Source organism: Actibacterium atlanticum (genome assembly GCF_000671395.1).
GTDB lineage: Bacteria > Pseudomonadota > Alphaproteobacteria > Rhodobacterales > Rhodobacteraceae > Actibacterium_D > Actibacterium_D atlanticum.
Genome location: NZ_AQQY01000001.1, coordinates 768,488 through 785,574 on the forward strand (window position 1 = coordinate 768,488; position 17,087 = coordinate 785,574).

Genomic DNA, 17,087 nt, shown 5'->3' on the forward strand with positions numbered 1-17,087 from the left:
ATAACCCCGCCAGCACCGTAAGCTCAATCCTTTTCGGGGATATGTGACAAAGCCTCGTCCAGAACCTCAAGCCCTGCCCCGGCGCGATGCCCGTGTTCTGACAGCACCCGGCGCCAATGACGCGCGCCCGGTCGCCCCGTAAACATGCCAAGCATATGACGGGTGACCTGCGCCAGCTTGCCGCCCTGTTCGACATGTCGGGCGATATAGGGGCGCATTTCCTGCACCACATCATGGGCTGTTTTGACACCAGCTTCGCCAAAGATTTCATGATCCGCGCGCAAAAGGATGTCGCAGGGCGTATGGTAAGCCGCGCGCCCAATCATCACCCCGTCCAGCCCATCCTTCAGAAAGCCCTTGGCCTGTTCCAAACTTTCGATCCCGCCGTTAACCGAGATATGCAGATCCGGAAATTGCTGCTTCATCCGCAGGACAAGATCGTAATCCAGCGGCGGAATATCGCGGTTTTCCTTGGGGCTAAGCCCCTGAAGCCACGCTTTGCGCGCATGCACCGCCAAACGCGTGACACCCGCATCACGCATGCGGGCGATGAAATCAGGCAGCACGGTTTCGGGGTCTTGCTTGTCCACGCCGATGCGGCACTTCACGGTGACCTCAACATTACTGGCGCGGATCATCGCGGAAACACATTCGGCCACCAACGCGGGGCGTTCCATCAGCACCGCACCAAAACAACCCGATTGCACACGGTCCGACGGGCATCCGACATTCAGGTTGATCTCGTCATAGCCATGCGCGGCACAGAGCGCCGTCGCCTCGGCCAGTTCAGCCGGGTCCGAGCCGCCCAGTTGAACAGCCACCGGATGTTCTTCGGCGTTGTAGTCCAGCAAATGTAGCGCCCCGCCGCGCACCAGCGCTGGGGCTGTCACCATCTCGGTGTACAGCAAGGTGCGCGCAGACATCAGCCTGTGCAGATACCGACAATGCCGGTCTGTCCAGTCCATCATCGGCGCCACGCTGAGCCGCGCGGCCTGGGATGCTGTGTTGCTCACCAAAGGGCCCTCGATTCGATTGGGCCACGGTGTAACACAAAGCCCCTGCGCGCACAGGGGCAGCTTTTAATGCGAGATCATCCAGGGCCGCTTTGTCGGGAAGCTCTTAGAGCCATCCGGGCGGTAAAGCGTCTTGGAGTTCTTCTTCTGACCGCCGCCGCAGCAACCGCATCCCGGCCCATGAGAAGATTTCTTCGGGCTGTCGGCACTGCGTTCATTCGTAGCGTGGGCATGACGGCGGGAACTGTCCATCATCGACAGTTTCGGCGCAGTCAACATGACACGTGGCGCGGTCTTTTCACAATCCGGGCACGCGCAGGGCTCCGAGAATTTCGACATCGGCGCCAGCGCTTCAAACGGGCCGCAATCATCGCAATAGTATTCGTAAACGGGCATTGGGTTCGTCCTTTGGTCAGTGCGGGGCGGCGCCGCAACGCCGCCCCGAAAGTCTTACAGATCAGGCGCCAGCGGAATGTCGACCGAGCCATCAAGGAACTTGGTCGGCCCATCGGGGCTGGGCATCATGCCGTCGAACTCAAAGATGTCGGTGGGCAGCCACAGTGTGGCACAGGCGTTCGGAATATCCACCACGCCCGAGATATGCCCCTGCACCGGCGCGGTACCGAGGATCGCGTAGGCCTGCGCGCCCGAATAGCCGAACTTCTTCAGATACTCGATGGCGTTCAGACAGGCCTGACGATAGGCGATATGCACGTCCAGATAGTGCTGCTCGCCCTGCTCATCGACACTGATCCCCTCGAAAATCAGGAAGTCATCGTATTTCGGCGTAATGGGCGAAGGTTTGAAGATCGGGTTCTTCACGCCGTACTTGTCCATGCCCTCTTTGATCAGGCTCACCTTCAGGTGCAGCCAGCCGGCCATTTCAATCGCGCCGCAGAAGGTGATCTCACCATCGCCCTGGCTAAAGTGCAGATCGCCCATCGAAAGGCCCGCGCCATCAACATAAACCGGGAAGTAGATCTTGGAGCCACGGCTCAGGTCTTTGATGTCACAGTTACCGCCGTGCTCACGCGGGGGCACGGTGCGCGCGCCCTCGGCGGCGGCGGCGTCGCGTTCTTCGCCCTTCATCGCGCCCATATGTGCGCTTTGCGTGTTGGGCAGCGCCGCCAGCGGCGGGGTGCGATCAGGATCAGTGTCGAACAAGGCCTTTTCGCGACTGTTCCACATGTCCAGCATCTTGCGATCCGGCAAACAGCCGATCAGACCGGGGTGGATCAGGCCAGCGTATTTCACGCCCGGCACGTGGCGCGACTTGGTGAACATACCCTCGAAATCCCAGATGGACTTCTGCGCTTCGGGGAAATGTTCGGTCAGGAAGCCGCCGCCGTTTTGCTTAGAGAAAAAGCCGTTAAAACCCCACTGGCTTTCTTCTTTGGCGCCAATATCCAGGATCTCGACCACCAGCAAATCGCCCGGCTCTGCGCCCTTCACGCCGATGGGCCCCGACAGATAGTGCACCTGCTCCAGCTCGACGTCACGCACGTCGGATGCGTCATCGTCATTCTTGATCTGACCGCCGGTCCAGTCATAGGTTTCGATCTTGAAATCGTCGCCCGGCTCTACCCAGACATTGATCGGAATATCCGGGTGCCATCGGTTGTGCACGTTTTCATTGGTGTGCGGGCTTTCGCTCAGGTCGACCGAAATAAGCGTATCTGCCATAGGACTGTCCTTTCTTGTAGTTGCTCAGACGGATAGAAATTTTGAGACTTTCGCCTCGTCGATCCCGTCGCGCGGGCTGTCGTGTACGAATTCGCCGTTTTCGATCACCATCACGCGGTCGGCCACATCCAGCGCGAAGCTGAGAACCTGTTCTGACACGATGATGCTTAACCCCTTTTGATCGCGGATTTTGCGCAGGGTGCGGGCCATTTCGCGGATGATCGACGGCTGGATGCCCTCGGTCGGTTCATCCAGCAGCAGCACCTTGGGGTTTGACGCGAGTGCACGGGCAATCGCCAGCTGTTGCTGCTGCCCACCTGACAGGTTGCCGCCCCGGCGCGATTTCATTTCCAACAGCACCGGAAACAGCTCGTATATGTCGTCGGGTACCTTTTTGCTGCCGGTCACGGTCAGCCCTGTTTCCACGTTTTCCTGCACCGTCATGGCGGAAAAAATCATCCGCCCCTGCGGCACATAGGCGATGCCCTTGGCGACCCGTTGATGCGATTTCAGACCGGTCACGGCATCCTCGCCCACCGCCACGCCGCCCGATTTTTCCGGCACGATCCCCATCAGGGTTTTCATCAGCGTGGTTTTCCCCATGCCGTTGCGTCCCATGATGGCAACAATTTCGCCGGGTTTGACCTTCAGGTCCAACCCATGCAGCACCTCGGACTCGCCATAGGCCGCGCGCAGATCAGTTACATCCAGCATGTGATTTCTCCTTAATGGCCCAGGTAAACTTCGACGACTTTGGGATCATTCTGCACGCGCTCCATCGAGCCCTCCGACAGGGTCTTGCCCTGATGCAGAACGGTGACTCGGGTGGCGATGTCTTCGACAAAGCCCATGTCATGTTCGATCACGATCACGCTGCGGTCCTGAATGATGCGGTTCAGCAACTCGGCGGTTTTCTTGCGTTCCGCCACCGACATGCCGGCCACAGGTTCATCCAGCATCAACAGTTCCGGGTCTTGGATCAGCAGCATGCCGATCTCCAGCCACTGCTTTTGGCCGTGGCTCAGATAGGCCGCTTTTTCATCAAGCTGATCGTCCAGAAAGATCGTCTCGGCGATCTCTTTGATCCGCGCCTTGACCGGGTCATCCCGGCGAAAGGTCAGCGCGCCAAAGACGCCGTGGCCTTTGGGATAGCTCAGCTCGAGGTTCTCAAAGACTGTTAGATCTTCGTAAACCGAAGGAGTCTGAAACTTGCGACCGACACCCGCATGCACGATCTGGTCTTCGCGCATGCTCAGCAGTTCCTGCCCCTTGAAGTTGACCGAGCCCGAGGTCGCCTTTGTGCGCCCGCAGATCAGGTCAAGCACCGTGGTCTTGCCCGCCCCGTTGGGGCCGATGATCACGCGGCATTCATTGGGTTCGACATAAAAGCTCAGGTCATTCACCGCTTTGAACCCGTCAAAGGACACGGTCAGCCCCTCGACCATCAGCACGAAATTTGGGTTGTGTACTGTCATCTGTCGCGTTCCTTATTCGGCTGGGGTTTTGGCCGCGCCGGGCATGTCATCGCCTGCGGATTTGTTGAAAAGCTTGGCGATGCGCGGGGCGACGTGTTCGGCATAGACACCGGCCAGACCGTTGGGGAAGGCCATCACAACAGCGATGAACAATCCGCCCAGACCCAGCAGCCACAGCTCGGGGAAGCTTTCCGAGAATGTGGTTTTGGCCCAGTTCACCACCAGCGCGCCGTAGACCGCGCCAAGGATCGACAGGCGCCCGCCGACGGCACAGAAGATCACCATCTCGATTGACGGTACGATGCCCACCAGCGTCGGCGACATAAAGCCAACCTGAAGGGTGAACATCGCGCCGCCGATGCCCGCGAACGCGGCGCCAAGGCAGAAGACGAAGATCTTGAAGTTGGCGACGTTATAGCCCGAGAACCGCACGCGGTCCTCTTGGTCGCGCATCGCGATCAACAGGCGGCCCAGCTTGGATTTGCGCACGTATTGCGCCGCGAACAGCACCGCAAACAGCAGGACCCCGTTGACGTAGTACAGGATTTCTTTGGCCTCATCCGTGCGGATGTCCCAGCCCAGCAAGGTGCGCAGATCGGTGATGCCGTTGACCCCGCCGGTATACCCCTGCTGACCGATGATCAGGATCGTCAGGATCGCGGCAAAGGCTTGGGTAATGATGGCAAAGTACACGCCACCCACCCGCCGGGTGAACATTGCCACCCCGATGATGAAGGCAAAAATTACCGGCACCGCAACCACCGCCAACAATGCAAAAGCCAGGCTGTTGAAAGGCTGCCACCAGGCGGGCAGCGCCGTCAGCTGGTTCCAGTCCATGAAATCGGGGATGCCGGGCGTGGATTGGATGGCCGTGTTTTCAGGGGTCGAGGCCTCAAGCTTGAGGAACATCGCCATGCAATATCCCCCCAGCCCGAAAAACACGCCCTGACCAAGGCTCAGGATGCCCCCCGCGCCCCAGCACAGCACCAGACCGACAGCGACAAAGGCATAGGTCAGGTATTTGCCGAAAAGGTTTAGACGGAAGGTGTCCAACGCCACCGGAAGTACGATGAAGATGACCGCGGCGAGCACGGCGAAGCCGATAATCTCAGAGCGGGAAAGAAAGCGGTTTGAGGTTTCCATTATGCTCTCCGATTACTTGCGCAGTTTGAGGGCAAAGAGGCCCTGCGGACGGATCATCAGGATGCCGACAATCGTCAGAAGCGTCAGAACCTTGGCCATCGAGCCAGACAGGAAGAACTCCATGATCGACTGGGCCTGACTGATCGAAAACGCACTGGCGATGGTGCCAAGCAGGCTGGCCGCGCCGCCAAAGACCACCACAAGGAAGGTGTCGACGATGTACAGCTGCCCTGCCGTCGGACCGGTGGAGCCGATCATCGTAAAGGCCGAGCCAGCAACCCCCGCAACACCGCAGCCGATGCCAAAGGTCAGACGGTCGGTCCATTCGGTGTTGATGCCCACAGCCCCCGCCATCACGCGGTTTTGGTTGATCGCACGGACCTGACGGCCCCATGTGGATTTGAACATCAGCACGTAGACAGCGATCGAGATGCTGACGGCCAGAACCATCACGAAAATGCCGTTGATGGGCACCTCAATCAGGTCGGTCACCGGCATTGACCCCATCATCCAGTCAGGGATGGTGACGCCCACTTCGCGCGCGCCAAAGACGCTGCGGTAAATCTGTTGCAGGATCAGGCTCAGGCCCCAAGTGGCCAAAAGCGTATCAAGCGGTCGTTTATAGAGGTGCCGGATCATCGCCCATTCGACAAGCAGCCCAAGCGCCCCGGATGCGATAAAGGCCAATATCATCGCCACGAAGAAATAGGCGCTGAACAGCCCCGGCATATAGGCCGAAAACAGGTTCGACATCAGATAGGTGACATATGCGCCCAGGATCATGAACTCGCCATGGGCCATGTTGATCACGCCCATCTGGCCGAAAATAATCGCCAGCCCAAGCGCCATAAGGACAAAGACAGAGAAGAGAATAAGCCCGGCGAACCCCTGCATTGCAAAGATCGCACCAAGCTCGCTCATCGAATAGTCAGAAAACATCGGCATACCTCCGGGCGGCCGGTTGCATTAGATCATCGGATGAATGGGAAGGGGCAGTCCGGGTAACTGGACCGCCCCCAGGGACGAACCCTTATTGATACCCTTCAGGGAAGGGATCGGGTTCAACCAGGTCAGCGGTCTCAAAGACCACGTCATACTGCCCATCGGCCTTGGCCAGACCCACACGGGTTTTGGACCACAGGTGATGGTTTTCGTGCACTTTCACATAGCCTTCGGGGGCCGAGGTCAGCTCGATACCCGGTGTGGCGGCGCGCACTTTGTCTACGTCGAACGAACCGGCAGCCTCGACAGCGGCTTTCCACAGCCACGGACCCAGATAAGCGGCCTGTGTCACATCGCCGATCACCATGTCGTCGCCCCACATCTCTTTGAAGGCTTTGACGAATTCGATGTTGTTGTCGTTGGTCAGCGACTGGAAGTACTTCATGCAGGCATAAGCACCCTCGATGTTCTCGCCGCCGATGCCGCGGATTTCGTCCTCGGTCACGGAAATGGTCAGAACAATCGGATCTTCCTTGGTCATGTCGATACCAGCGGCTTTCAGCTGCTTGTAGAACGCCACGTTCGAGCCACCCACGACGATCGCATAGATCACATCGGGTTTCTTCAGGCGGATCTTGTTGATGACCGAGTTGAACTGGGTGTGACCCAGCGGATAATATTCCTCGCCCACGACTTTGGCACCATCCAGGAAGTTCTCGATGTGCTTACGTGCGATCTTGTTCGAGGTACGCGGCCAGATGTAATCCGAACCCAGCAGATAGAAGCTCTTGGCGCCTTTTTCCTTGGCGACCCAATCCAGACCGGCGATGATCTGCTGCGTGGCCTCTTGGCCGGTGTAGATCACGTTCGGGCTCTCTTCGAGGCCTTCATAGAAGGTCGGGTAGTAGAGGAAGCCGTTATACTGTTCGAACACGGGCAGAACCGCTTTGCGCGACGCCGAGGTCCAGCAGCCCATGACCGAAGCAACCTTATCGTTCACCAGCAGCTTCTTGGCTTTTTCCGCGAAAGTCGGCCAATCGGATGCGCCGTCTTCCTGAATGTATTCGATCTTACGACCCAGAATACCGCCCTGAGCGTTGATCTGTTCAATCGCCAGTTTTTCCGCCTGCACCGACCCGGTTTCCGAGATCGCCATGGTACCAGTGATCGAGTGCAGAATGCCGATGGTCACGGTGTCGTCGGTAACGGCCAGACCGGTGGTGTTTACCTCGGCGGTCGGGTAATCGGCAGCGCGCAGCGCCTTGGGCGTAAACAGCGACGCGGTCAGCGCAGCTGCACCCCCGGCCAGCACGGCCCGGCGGCTGACGCCATTGTTCAGGTTGGTGGGTTTCTTGTTGGACATATCGCCTCCTAGAACTTCATCAAAGTTGACCCCGGGCGACATGCTTTCCGCCCTCACCTCATCAGGTTTGCGGAAAATGCTGCGACGCAGTATACGTTAAATGACGTATGTGAGTGCGCGTTTTTCCACCCCATAGTGATTTCGGGAATAGGGTGAGTGACTCTTGAGGGAGGGCGCAGACACAAACGCGCGTGTCTGAGCAAGAGGCTGACTCATCAACACGAACGGGGGTTCCCGATGGTGACAGCCTTGAAGGCCACGACCGAAAAGCGGCGTTATAACCGCTGGGTCGCGAACGAAACGATGGAAGATTTCGCGCTGCGCTTTACCGCACGGCGGGCGCGCAAGTGGAGCTATGGCCGCGTGGCAAACACTGCCATTGGCTCGATCTCGTTTCTGGCGCTCGAAGCCATTGGCGGGACCATTACCCTTGTCTATGGCTTTGACATCGCGGTCGCCGCGATCATGCTGGTCGGGCTGATCCTGTTTCTGACCGGCCTGCCGATCAGCTATTACGCCGCCAAACACGGGGTAGATATCGACCTGCTGACGCGCGGCGCCGGGTTTGGCTATATCGGCTCGACGGTGACCTCGCTGATCTATGCCAGTTTCACCTTTATCTTCTTCGCGCTTGAAGCCGCCATTCTGGCGCTCGCGATGGAGTTCTGTTTCGGCCTGCCCTTGATGCTGGGCTATCTGATCAGCGCGCTGATCGTGATCCCGATGGTGGCCAAGGGCTTTACCAAAATCTCGGCGTTTCAGACATGGACCCAACCGCTTTGGGTCGTGCTGCATATCCTGCCCTTCGTGCTTTTGGCCTTTGTGGGCTATGACTTTGACACCTGGACCAGCTTTCCGGGGCAAGAACCCGACATCAAGGAACGTTCAACCATCCTGATGGTCGGGGCTGCGGCGGGCGTGGTGTTTTCTCTGATTGCCCAGATCGGTGAACAGGTCGACTTCCTGCGCTTCTTGCCCGAGCCCAAAACCGCCGCCGAAAAACGCAAATGGTGGGGCGCCCTGATTGCTGCCGGTCCGGGTTGGTCGATTCTGGGCGTTCTGAAAATGCTGGCCGGGTCTTATCTGGTAACCCTTGCGGTGCGCGAAGCCGTGCCCTTGGCCGAGGCTTCGGATCCGACCCGAATGTATTACACCGCCTTTGCGCAGGTGATCGACACCCCGTGGATCGTTCTGGGGCTGACGGGCGTGTTCGTGATCCTGTCACAGCTTAAGATCAACATTACCAATGCATATGCGGGTTCAATCGCCTGGTCTAACTTCTTTTCGCGCCTGACTCACAGCCATCCGGGCCGGGTTGTGTGGCTGGTGTTTAACGTTGCCATCGCCCTGATCCTGATGGAACTGGGCGTGTTCAAGGCACTGGAAAGCATTCTGGCGCTCTATTCCCATGTGGCCCTGTCATGGATCGGCGCGCTGGTGGCCGATCTGGTGATCAACAAACAGGTGGGGCTCAGCCCCAAGGGGATCGAGTTCCGCCGCGCTCACCTTTATGACGCCAACCCGGTCGGGATCGGCGCCATGATCGCGGCCTGTGTGATCTCGCTGATCGCCTACTCCGGGGTGCTGGGGGAGCTGCCCCAAGCGCTTTCGCCGGTGATCGCGCTGGGCACGGCCTTTGTGATGGCGCCGGTGATCGCGCTGGCAACAAAGGGCAAATACTATATCGCCCGCGCGCCCATCAACGCCGAGCCCGGCTTGCACGAATGCTCGGTTTGTGAATACCGCTTTGACGCTGAAGACATGACGCACTGCCCGTTTCACGAGGGGCCAATCTGTTCATTGTGCTGTACGCTGGACAGCACCTGCCGGGACGCCTGTAAACCCGAGGCCCGGCTGGACAACACGATTGCGGCGCTGATCAACCGCCTGTTCCCCGAACCCGTTGCGCAGGCGCTGATGTCGCGCCTGTCGATGTTTGGCTTTGCCACCACGGGGCTGGCGTTGGGCTTTGGCGGTCTGTTGTTGATGATCCGGGGCTTTCGCGATCAGGCCAATTTCGACGCCGCCCTGACCATCATCTTCTGCGTCATGCTGATCATCATCGGGATTTGCGTGTGGATGTTTATTCTTGCCCATGAAAGTCAGGCCAAAGCCCGCGAAGAAGCCACCCGACAAACCGACAGCCTGCTGCGCGAGGTCCGCGCCCACGAACGCACCGACCGCGCCCTGCAAGACGCCAAGGAAAAGGCCGAAGCCGCCAACCTTGCCAAAACCCGCTACATGAGCGGCCTGAGCCATGAATTGCGTACACCGCTGAACTCGATCTATGGCTTCGCGCAAATTCTGGAAAAAGACCCCCGCATCCCTGAAGAACGGCGCGGCGCGGTGACGACAATCCGCCGCTCATCCGAACATCTGGCCGGTCTGATCGAGGGCCTGCTGGACATCAGCCGGATTGAAGCCGGCCGGCTGGAGCTAACCCGCGACCGCATCAACCTGCGCACCTTCCTGCATCAGGTGGCCTCGATCTTTGAAGAAACCGCGCGCGAGAAGGGGCTGGAATTCAGCATTAAAACCCGGGGTGTCCTGCCCGACTGGGTCGCCTGTGATGAAAAACGCCTGCGTCAGATCATCATCAACCTGATGTCCAATGCGATCCGTTACACCGATCAGGGCCACGTGCGTCTGACGCTGAATTACCGCAACGAAGTCGCAGTGATCGAGGTGGCGGATTCGGGCACCGGGATCGCGCCCGAAGAAATGGATCGTATCTGGCGCCCGTTTGAACGTGGGCGCGGCGCAATGGCAACCGGCTCGGGGCTGGGGCTGACCATCACCAAGCTGCTGGTGGAAATTCTGGGCGGCGAAATCGAAGTCGACAGCACCCCGGGCCAAGGCAGCCTGTTTCGGGTGCGCATGATGCTGCCTTCGATCGCGCATGATAAAACCGCGCCCGCCGATGCCATCCGCACTTCGGCGGCGGGCTATACCGGGCCGCGGCGCACGCTGATGGTGGTGGACGACGATCTGAACCACCTGTCGCTGGTGGAAAACTACCTGTCCCCCATCGGCTTTTCGGTGCTTCAGGCGCCCAATGCCGAATTGGCGCTGGAAATGCTGCATGACATCCGCCCGGAGCTGTTCATTCTGGACATCGCCATGCCCGGTATGGACGGTTGGCAACTGGCACAGGCCCTGCGCGAAGGCATGCACGCCACAACGCCGATCATCATGATATCGGGCCATGCCTCGGATGCCCAAAAACCGGTGGCGCGCTCGGCCCTGTGCGACGCATTCATTGCCAAGCCTTACAATCTGGATGATCTGCTGCAACGTATCTGCGCCCTGTTGAAAGTCGAACTGCTGTCTGAACAGGCCACGCCAAGCGCCCCTCCTGCCCCGCCGCTTGTTCTGAAACGCTCGGATGCGCTGCATATTCTTGAACTGGCCGACATCGGCCACACCAAAGCGATCCGTGATAAGCTCAGCGCGCTTGAGGCCGCCGGGGAAATCCCGCCCGATCTCAGCCTCTCGTTGCGTCGCCGTATCGACCAGTTCGACATGACCGGCGTGCGCAAACTCATAGAAAGGGCCGAGCAACATGCCGCTTGATCCATCCACCCATAACATCGCGCTGGTCGTTGATGACAATCCCGAAGCGCTGGGGTTTGTGTCCACGGCGCTTGAAGAAATCGGCATGACCGTGCTGGTCGCCCGCGATGGGGCCTCGGCCATCGAACTCGTCAAACGGGTGCAACCCGACGTGATCATGATGGATGCGATCATGCCCGGGATGGACGGGTTTGAAACCACCCGCACCCTGAAAGCCGCCCCCATCGCAACCGATGCACCGATCATCTTTATGACCGGCCTGACGGATCGCGAAAACATTGTGCGTGGCCTGCAAAGCGGCGGTGTGGATTACATCACCAAACCGGTGGAAATCGACGAGATGATCGCCCGCGTCACGGTGCATATGCTGAACTCCAAAATGGTGCGCAGCGCACGCGAGGCGCTGGACAGTTCCGGGCGCGCCGTGCTGGCGCTGAACGAAGATGGCGCGCTGGTCTGGGCCTCGCCCAAAGCGATGGAAGCCCTGGAACAGGCCGGGCTGACAGACATGGGGGGCAACGGCGCGATGGAGCCGCTGATCCAATGGTTGTCGCAAGCCGTCACTTTGCCGGTCTCTAAAGTGCCCGCTTTTGAACGGCTTGGCCTGCGCCTGACCTATATCGGGCGGTCGTCAACCAAAGAGATTTTGGTGCGCCTGTCGATGCCCGACCATGACAGCCCGCAGGAATTGCTGACTCAGGAACTCAACCTGACAGACCGCGAAGGCGAAGTGCTGTTTTGGCTCTCGCAGGGGAAAACCAACCGGGATATCGCTGAAATCCTGACCCTCAGCGCGCGCACGGTGAACAAGCATCTGGAACAGATTTTCCAGAAGCTGGGCGTCGACAACCGGACCTCGGCCGCGGTGCTGGCGGATCGGATCATCAGCCTGCGCCGCTGATCAGTTGGGCAAAAACGCGCCGTTTTGCGCCTCGATAAACGCTTCTACCCGCGCCGTGGCCGGGTTGGGCGCGTGATCAGCGCGACGGATCAGGAACCATTGTCGCAACAACGGCAACCTGTCGGCCTTCAGTTCAACCAAGCGCCCTGAACGCAGTTCTTCAGTCACCGTATGACGCGAGATAATCGCGATCCCCAAACCCGCGATCACCGATTGCTTGATGGTTTCGTTGGTCCCCATCTCGATCATTTTATAGGGCGCCCCATATCCCAGCGCATCAAGATAGCGAGTCATCAATATGCGCGTGCCCGACCCTTCTTCGCGGGCCAGAAACACCTCTTTAAACAAGGCATCCGGCAAAACCATATCCTGCTGCGCCAAAGGATGTTCCGGTGGGGCGATCAATACATGCGGGTGCGGACCCAATGGCACGGCGACCACTTCGGGCCGGCGCGGCGGGCGCCCCATGATCGCAAGGTCCAGCGCTCCATCCTGCAGCGCTGCGATGATCACATCGCGATTACCGATCTTCAGAACGACCTCGACCTGTGGGAAAGCCTCTTTCAACAGCGCCACCAAATGCGGGGCAAAGTATTTGCCGGTGGATACGACCCCCAAAACGACCGCCCCCTCCATGCCTTCGTTAAAGGCGCGTACCTTTTGCGCGCAGCTTTCCAACGCCGCTTCGATCACCTGAGCCGCCGCCAGCACAGAGTCGCCCTGCAAGGTCAGCGTCGCCCCGGCTTTTGACGCACCACCAGGCCCGCGATTCAGCAATTTGCAGTCGAAATTCTCCTCCAGAAGCCGCAGTTGCGTGTGCACCGCTGGCGGCGTCAGCCCGATCTGCGCCGCGGCCTGCGTTATCGAGCCGCACGCTGCGACCGCAGAAAGAGCACGCAACTGCTTGAAAGTAATGGCTTCGGGCTTTGTCATTTAATTTTTTCTAACGCTGGTTTCGCCTATTTAAATTTAATAACAAATCATTTTGCACATGATCAACCCCATCGCGCCAAAAGCGCAATGTCGGGGAGGACATCATGCAAGACCAACAGCCGATCGCCACATCGGCCCATGTGCCAAGTGCGCTCAGACCCCTTATGGGGGCGCTTTGCGACGTCGCTGCACAGCTATCGCATCTTATCCAACGCGGCCCCCTGGGCGGCAAGCTGGGTGCAGAAGTGGGCACGAACACCGGTGGGGATGGTCAAAAGGCCCTGGACATCATGGCAGACGAGGCCTTTGCGGAACGGCTGCGCGATGCCTCTGTCCGCTGGTATGCCTCCGAAGAGCGCGAAGACGTGATCGAGCTGGATCAAAACGGCGCTTACACCCTTGCAATCGACCCATTGGATGGCTCTTCTAATATTGACGTAAACGTTTCTATTGGAACGATATTTTCAATCTTTGATGCCAAGGACGATGCCGAAAGCAGCGTCATGCGCCCGGCCACAGAACAGCTGGCGGGCGGCTATATCATCTATGGTCCGCAAACCATGCTTATGGTCACCTTTGGTCAAGGTACACAGGCCTATTTGCTGGACCCCGATAGCAACGACTGGCTGTTGGTCGATGCCGCTGTCAAGGTCCCGGCAACAGCACGCGAATTCGCGATCAACGCGTCAAACTATCGCCATTGGCCGCAACCCGTACGCGCCTATATTGACGATTGTCTGGCAGGCGAAGACGGCCCGCGCGAACGCAATTTCAACATGCGCTGGGTGGCGTCTCTGGTTGCCGAAACCCACCGTATTCTCAGCCGAGGCGGGGTGTTTTTGTATCCCGGCGATCAGCGCCCGGGCTATGAAAACGGTCGCCTGCGGTTGGTCTATGAATGCGCCCCGATTGCCTTCTTGATGGAGCAAGCCGGCGGTCAGGCCACCGATGGCCATGACCGGATCATGGATCACACCGCCACCACTCTGCATCAGCGCACGCCCTTCGTATTCGGCTCGCCCGAAAAAGTTGGCCGCGTCGCCGCCTATCATGACCTGCCCCAAGGCGAGGTCTCGGCCCTATTTGGCTCGCGCGGGTTATTCCGCGCTTAAGGACACCAAAACATGAGCAAGAAACATCCCATCATCTCGGTCACCGGTTCTTCGGGGGCTGGCACATCGACCGTCAAACACACGTTCGATCAGATTTTCCGGCGCGAGGGCGTCAAAGCCGTCAGCATCGAAGGCGACGCGTTCCACCGCTTTAACCGCGCCGATATGAAGGCCGAACTGGAACGCCGTTATGCCTCGGGCGATCACGGTTTCAGTCATTTTTCCTTTGAAGCCAACGAGTTGGCCGAGCTGGAACGCGTGTTCCGCGACTACAGCGCAACGGGCACCGGCAAAACCCGCCACTATGTGCATGACGATGACGAGGCCGCCCGTCTTGGCGTGCCCCCCGGCGAATTCACCGGCTGGCAAGAGTTCGATTCAGACAGTGATTTGCTGTTTTACGAAGGGCTGCACGGCGCCGTGGTCAATGACGAGGTCGATCTGGCCAAACACGCCGATCTGAAAATCGGTGTGGTGCCGGTGGTGAACCTTGAGTGGATTCAAAAAATCCACCGCGACAAGGAAAAGCGTGGCTATACCACCGAGGCCGTGACCGATGTGATTTTGCGCCGGATGCACGCTTATGTGCACTGCATTACCCCACAGTTCACCCATACGGATGTGAACTTCCAGCGGGTCCCGGTGGTGGATACCTCCAACCCATTCATCGCCCGCTGGATCCCTACCCCGGATGAAAGCCTTGTGGTGATCCGCTTCGCCAACCCGCGCGGCATCGACTTCAGCTATCTTCTGTCGATGATCCACGACAGCTGGATGAGCCGGGCAAACTCCATCGTGATCCCCGGCGGCAAGATGGATCTGGCCATGCAGCTGATTTTCACCCCGATGATCGACCGGCTTGTCAGCCAGTCCAAGCGCGCCTGAGGAGGCTTTCCCATGAATGAAATGTCTGTGAAACCCGCCACCGAAACCCTGATGGCCAATGCCATTCGCGCGCTGACCATGGATGCGGTTCAGGCCGCCAATTCCGGCCACCCCGGCGCGCCGATGGGCATGGCTGACGTGGCTGCTGTGCTGTTCAACCGCTTTATGACGCTTGATCCTAAAGCGCCCAACTGGGCTGATCGCGATCGGTTTGTCATGTCTGCAGGGCATGGTTCGATGTTGGTTTATGCAATCAACCACCTGCTGGGCTATGGCGATATGGATATGGACCAGCTGCGCAACTTCCGCCAGTTCGGCTATCGCACCGCCGGTCACCCCGAATATGGCCATGCCGACGGGATTGAGACTACCACCGGCCCGCTGGGTCAGGGCATCACCACCGCTGTGGGCATGGCCTTGGCTGAACGCATGCACAACGCCCGTTTCGGCGACGATCTGGTCGATCACTACACCTATGTGATCGCCGGCGATGGTTGCCTGATGGAGGGCATCAGCCACGAAGCCATTGATATGGCGGGCCATTGGCAGTTGGGGCGGATGATCGTGTTGTGGGATGACAACAAGATCACCATCGACGGTGCCACCAATCTGTCCACCTCGACCGACCAAAAGGCGCGTTTTGCCGCCGCAGGCTGGCATGTTCTGTCGATTGACGGCCACAACGCGGGCGAAATCGCCGATGCGATTGACGAGGCCCGCCGTGACCCCCGCCCCAGCCTGATCGCCTGCCGCACCATCATCGGCTATGGCGCGCCCAACAAACAGGGCACCTCGGCCACCCATGGTGCACCGCTGGGCGATGATGAAATCGCGGCAACCCGTGAAGCGCTGAACTGGCCTCACCCGCGCTTTGAAATCCCGCAACCGGTCTATGAAGCCTGGCAGGCCATCGCCAAACGCGGCGCCGCCACCCGTGCCGCATGGGAACGCCGTCTGGCCGCCTCCCCCATGGGCAAGGATTTCACCGCCAGCCTGTCCGGCCCAGATGCCAAAGCGCTGGACAAAGCGATCAGCGCCTACAAAGCACAGCTGTCCAAAGACGCCCCCAAAGTCGCCACCCGCAAAGCCTCGGAAATGGCGCTTGAGGTGATCAATGCCACCCTGCCCAATTCGGTCGGAGGCTCGGCCGATCTGACCGGCTCAAACAACACCCGTACGTCCGAAATGACCCCGGTCAGCAAGGACACCTATGGCGGCAGCTATATACACTATGGCATCCGCGAACATGGCATGGCGGCGGTGATGAATGGCATCGCCCTGCATGGCGGCTTTCTGGCCTATGGCGGCACCTTCCTGTGCTTTGCCGACTATGCCCGCGGCGCGATGCGCTTGTCGGCGCTGATGGGCCTGCCGGTGACCTATGTGATGACCCATGACAGTATCGGCCTTGGCGAAGACGGCCCGACCCACCAACCGGTGGAACACCTTGCCAGCCTGCGCGCCATGCCCAACATGTTGGTGTTTCGCCCTTGCGATGCGGTGGAAACCGCCGAAGCATGGCAAATTGCCGTGACCCAATCGCGCACGCCGTCAACCTTGGCGCTGAGCCGTCAGGGCCTGCCGACAGTGCGCACCGATCACGCCCGCGACAACCTGACTGCACGCGGAGCCTATGTGCTGCGCGGGGCGGATGGGCCGCGTGACATCACGCTGATCGCCACCGGCTCGGAAGTCGAAATCGCGCTGAAAGCAGCCGACATGCTGGCCGAGCTGAACATCAACGCGGCGGTGGTCTCGGCCCCGTGTTTTGAACTGTTCGCGCAACAAGACCCGGCCTATCGCGCCGGGGTGCTGGGCAATGCCCCCCGCGTCGGGGTCGAGGCCGCTGTACAGCAAGGCTGGAATGCGATCCTGGGCGAAAACAGCACCTTCATCGGCATGACCGGCTTTGGTGCTTCGGCCCCTGCTGGGCAGCTTTACCAACATTTCGGCATCACGCCGCAAGCAGTGGCCCAGGCCGCTGTCTCTCTCCACAATCAAGAGGTTTGAAATGACCGTAAAAGTAGCCATCAACGGCTTTGGGCGGATTGGGCGTAACGTTCT

At 59.3% G+C, this 17,087-nt stretch carries 14 protein-coding genes; 5 read left to right on the forward strand and 9 right to left on the reverse strand.

From position 1 onward, the window contains the following. Positions 1–23 precede the first annotated feature (23 nt). The 8 genes from dusA to urtA all read right to left on the reverse strand — a co-directional run bounded on the left by dusA (position 24) and on the right by urtA (position 7,619). Positions 24–1,016 (reverse strand): tRNA dihydrouridine(20/20a) synthase DusA, encoded by a 993-nt coding sequence (dusA, locus tag ATO10_RS03810; RefSeq protein WP_155886674.1) that lies wholly within the window; start codon positions 1,014–1,016, stop codon positions 24–26. A 63-nt stretch (positions 1,017–1,079) separates the two neighbouring features. Next, complete coding sequence (locus tag ATO10_RS03815; protein WP_035248127.1) at positions 1,080–1,409, reverse strand: FmdB family zinc ribbon protein; 330 nt, start codon at positions 1,407–1,409, stop codon at positions 1,080–1,082. Positions 1,410–1,463: 54 nt separating this feature from the next. After that, positions 1,464–2,696, reverse strand: a complete 1,233-nt coding sequence (fmdA, locus tag ATO10_RS03820; RefSeq protein WP_035248129.1) for a formamidase — start codon at positions 2,694–2,696, stop codon at positions 1,464–1,466. A 24-nt stretch (positions 2,697–2,720) separates the two neighbouring features. Further along, positions 2,721–3,410, reverse strand: coding sequence for an urea ABC transporter ATP-binding subunit UrtE (gene urtE, locus ATO10_RS03825; protein ID WP_035248131.1), 690 nt, complete (start codon positions 3,408–3,410; stop codon positions 2,721–2,723). Between the two features lie 11 nt (positions 3,411–3,421). Then, positions 3,422–4,171, reverse strand: a complete 750-nt coding sequence (gene urtD, locus ATO10_RS03830) for an urea ABC transporter ATP-binding protein UrtD (protein ID WP_035248133.1) — start codon at positions 4,169–4,171, stop codon at positions 3,422–3,424. Positions 4,172–4,183: 12 nt separating this feature from the next. After that, positions 4,184–5,314 carry an urea ABC transporter permease subunit UrtC gene (gene urtC / locus ATO10_RS03835; RefSeq protein ID WP_238323360.1) on the reverse strand — a complete coding sequence of 377 codons (1,131 nt, stop codon included), beginning with the start codon at positions 5,312–5,314 and terminating at the stop codon, positions 4,184–4,186. 12 nt (positions 5,315–5,326) lie between these two features. Then, positions 5,327–6,253 (reverse strand): urea ABC transporter permease subunit UrtB, encoded by a 927-nt coding sequence (urtB, locus tag ATO10_RS03840; RefSeq protein WP_035248135.1) that lies wholly within the window; start codon positions 6,251–6,253, stop codon positions 5,327–5,329. A gap of 91 nt (positions 6,254–6,344) precedes the next feature. Then, a complete protein-coding gene (gene urtA / locus ATO10_RS03845; RefSeq protein ID WP_051597936.1) occupies positions 6,345–7,619 on the reverse strand; it encodes an urea ABC transporter substrate-binding protein in 1,275 nt (424 codons plus the stop codon). A 237-nt stretch (positions 7,620–7,856) separates the two neighbouring features. Between urtA and ATO10_RS03850 the strand changes: the two genes are divergently transcribed. Together ATO10_RS03850 and ATO10_RS03855 are read left to right on the forward strand one after the other, a co-directional pair. Further along, positions 7,857–11,192: a hybrid sensor histidine kinase/response regulator gene (locus ATO10_RS03850; RefSeq protein WP_035248137.1), complete on the forward strand. Its 3,336-nt coding sequence runs from the start codon at positions 7,857–7,859 to the stop codon at positions 11,190–11,192. Further along, complete coding sequence (locus tag ATO10_RS03855; RefSeq protein ID WP_035248138.1) at positions 11,182–12,093, forward strand: response regulator transcription factor; 912 nt, start codon at positions 11,182–11,184, stop codon at positions 12,091–12,093. The genes ATO10_RS03850 and ATO10_RS03855 overlap by 11 nt, the downstream gene beginning before the upstream one ends. On the opposite strand, the gene cbbR is transcribed toward ATO10_RS03855, so the two are convergent. Then, positions 12,094–13,026, reverse strand: coding sequence for a LysR family regulator CbbR (gene cbbR, locus ATO10_RS03860; protein WP_035248140.1), 933 nt, complete (start codon positions 13,024–13,026; stop codon positions 12,094–12,096). It abuts the gene before it with no gap. A gap of 104 nt (positions 13,027–13,130) precedes the next feature. Between cbbR and ATO10_RS03865 the strand changes: the two genes are divergently transcribed. From ATO10_RS03865 to tkt, 3 genes are read left to right on the forward strand one after another with little or no spacing between them, the layout of a single operon-like run. Beyond that, positions 13,131–14,138, forward strand: a complete 1,008-nt coding sequence (locus ATO10_RS03865; protein WP_035248142.1) for a class 1 fructose-bisphosphatase — start codon at positions 13,131–13,133, stop codon at positions 14,136–14,138. A gap of 12 nt (positions 14,139–14,150) precedes the next feature. Further along, positions 14,151–15,023: a phosphoribulokinase gene (locus tag ATO10_RS03870; RefSeq protein ID WP_035248144.1), complete on the forward strand. Its 873-nt coding sequence runs from the start codon at positions 14,151–14,153 to the stop codon at positions 15,021–15,023. Positions 15,024–15,035: 12 nt separating this feature from the next. Further along, positions 15,036–17,033 (forward strand): transketolase, encoded by a 1,998-nt coding sequence (tkt, locus tag ATO10_RS03875; RefSeq protein WP_035248146.1) that lies wholly within the window; start codon positions 15,036–15,038, stop codon positions 17,031–17,033. Positions 17,034–17,087: the final 54 nt, after the last annotated feature.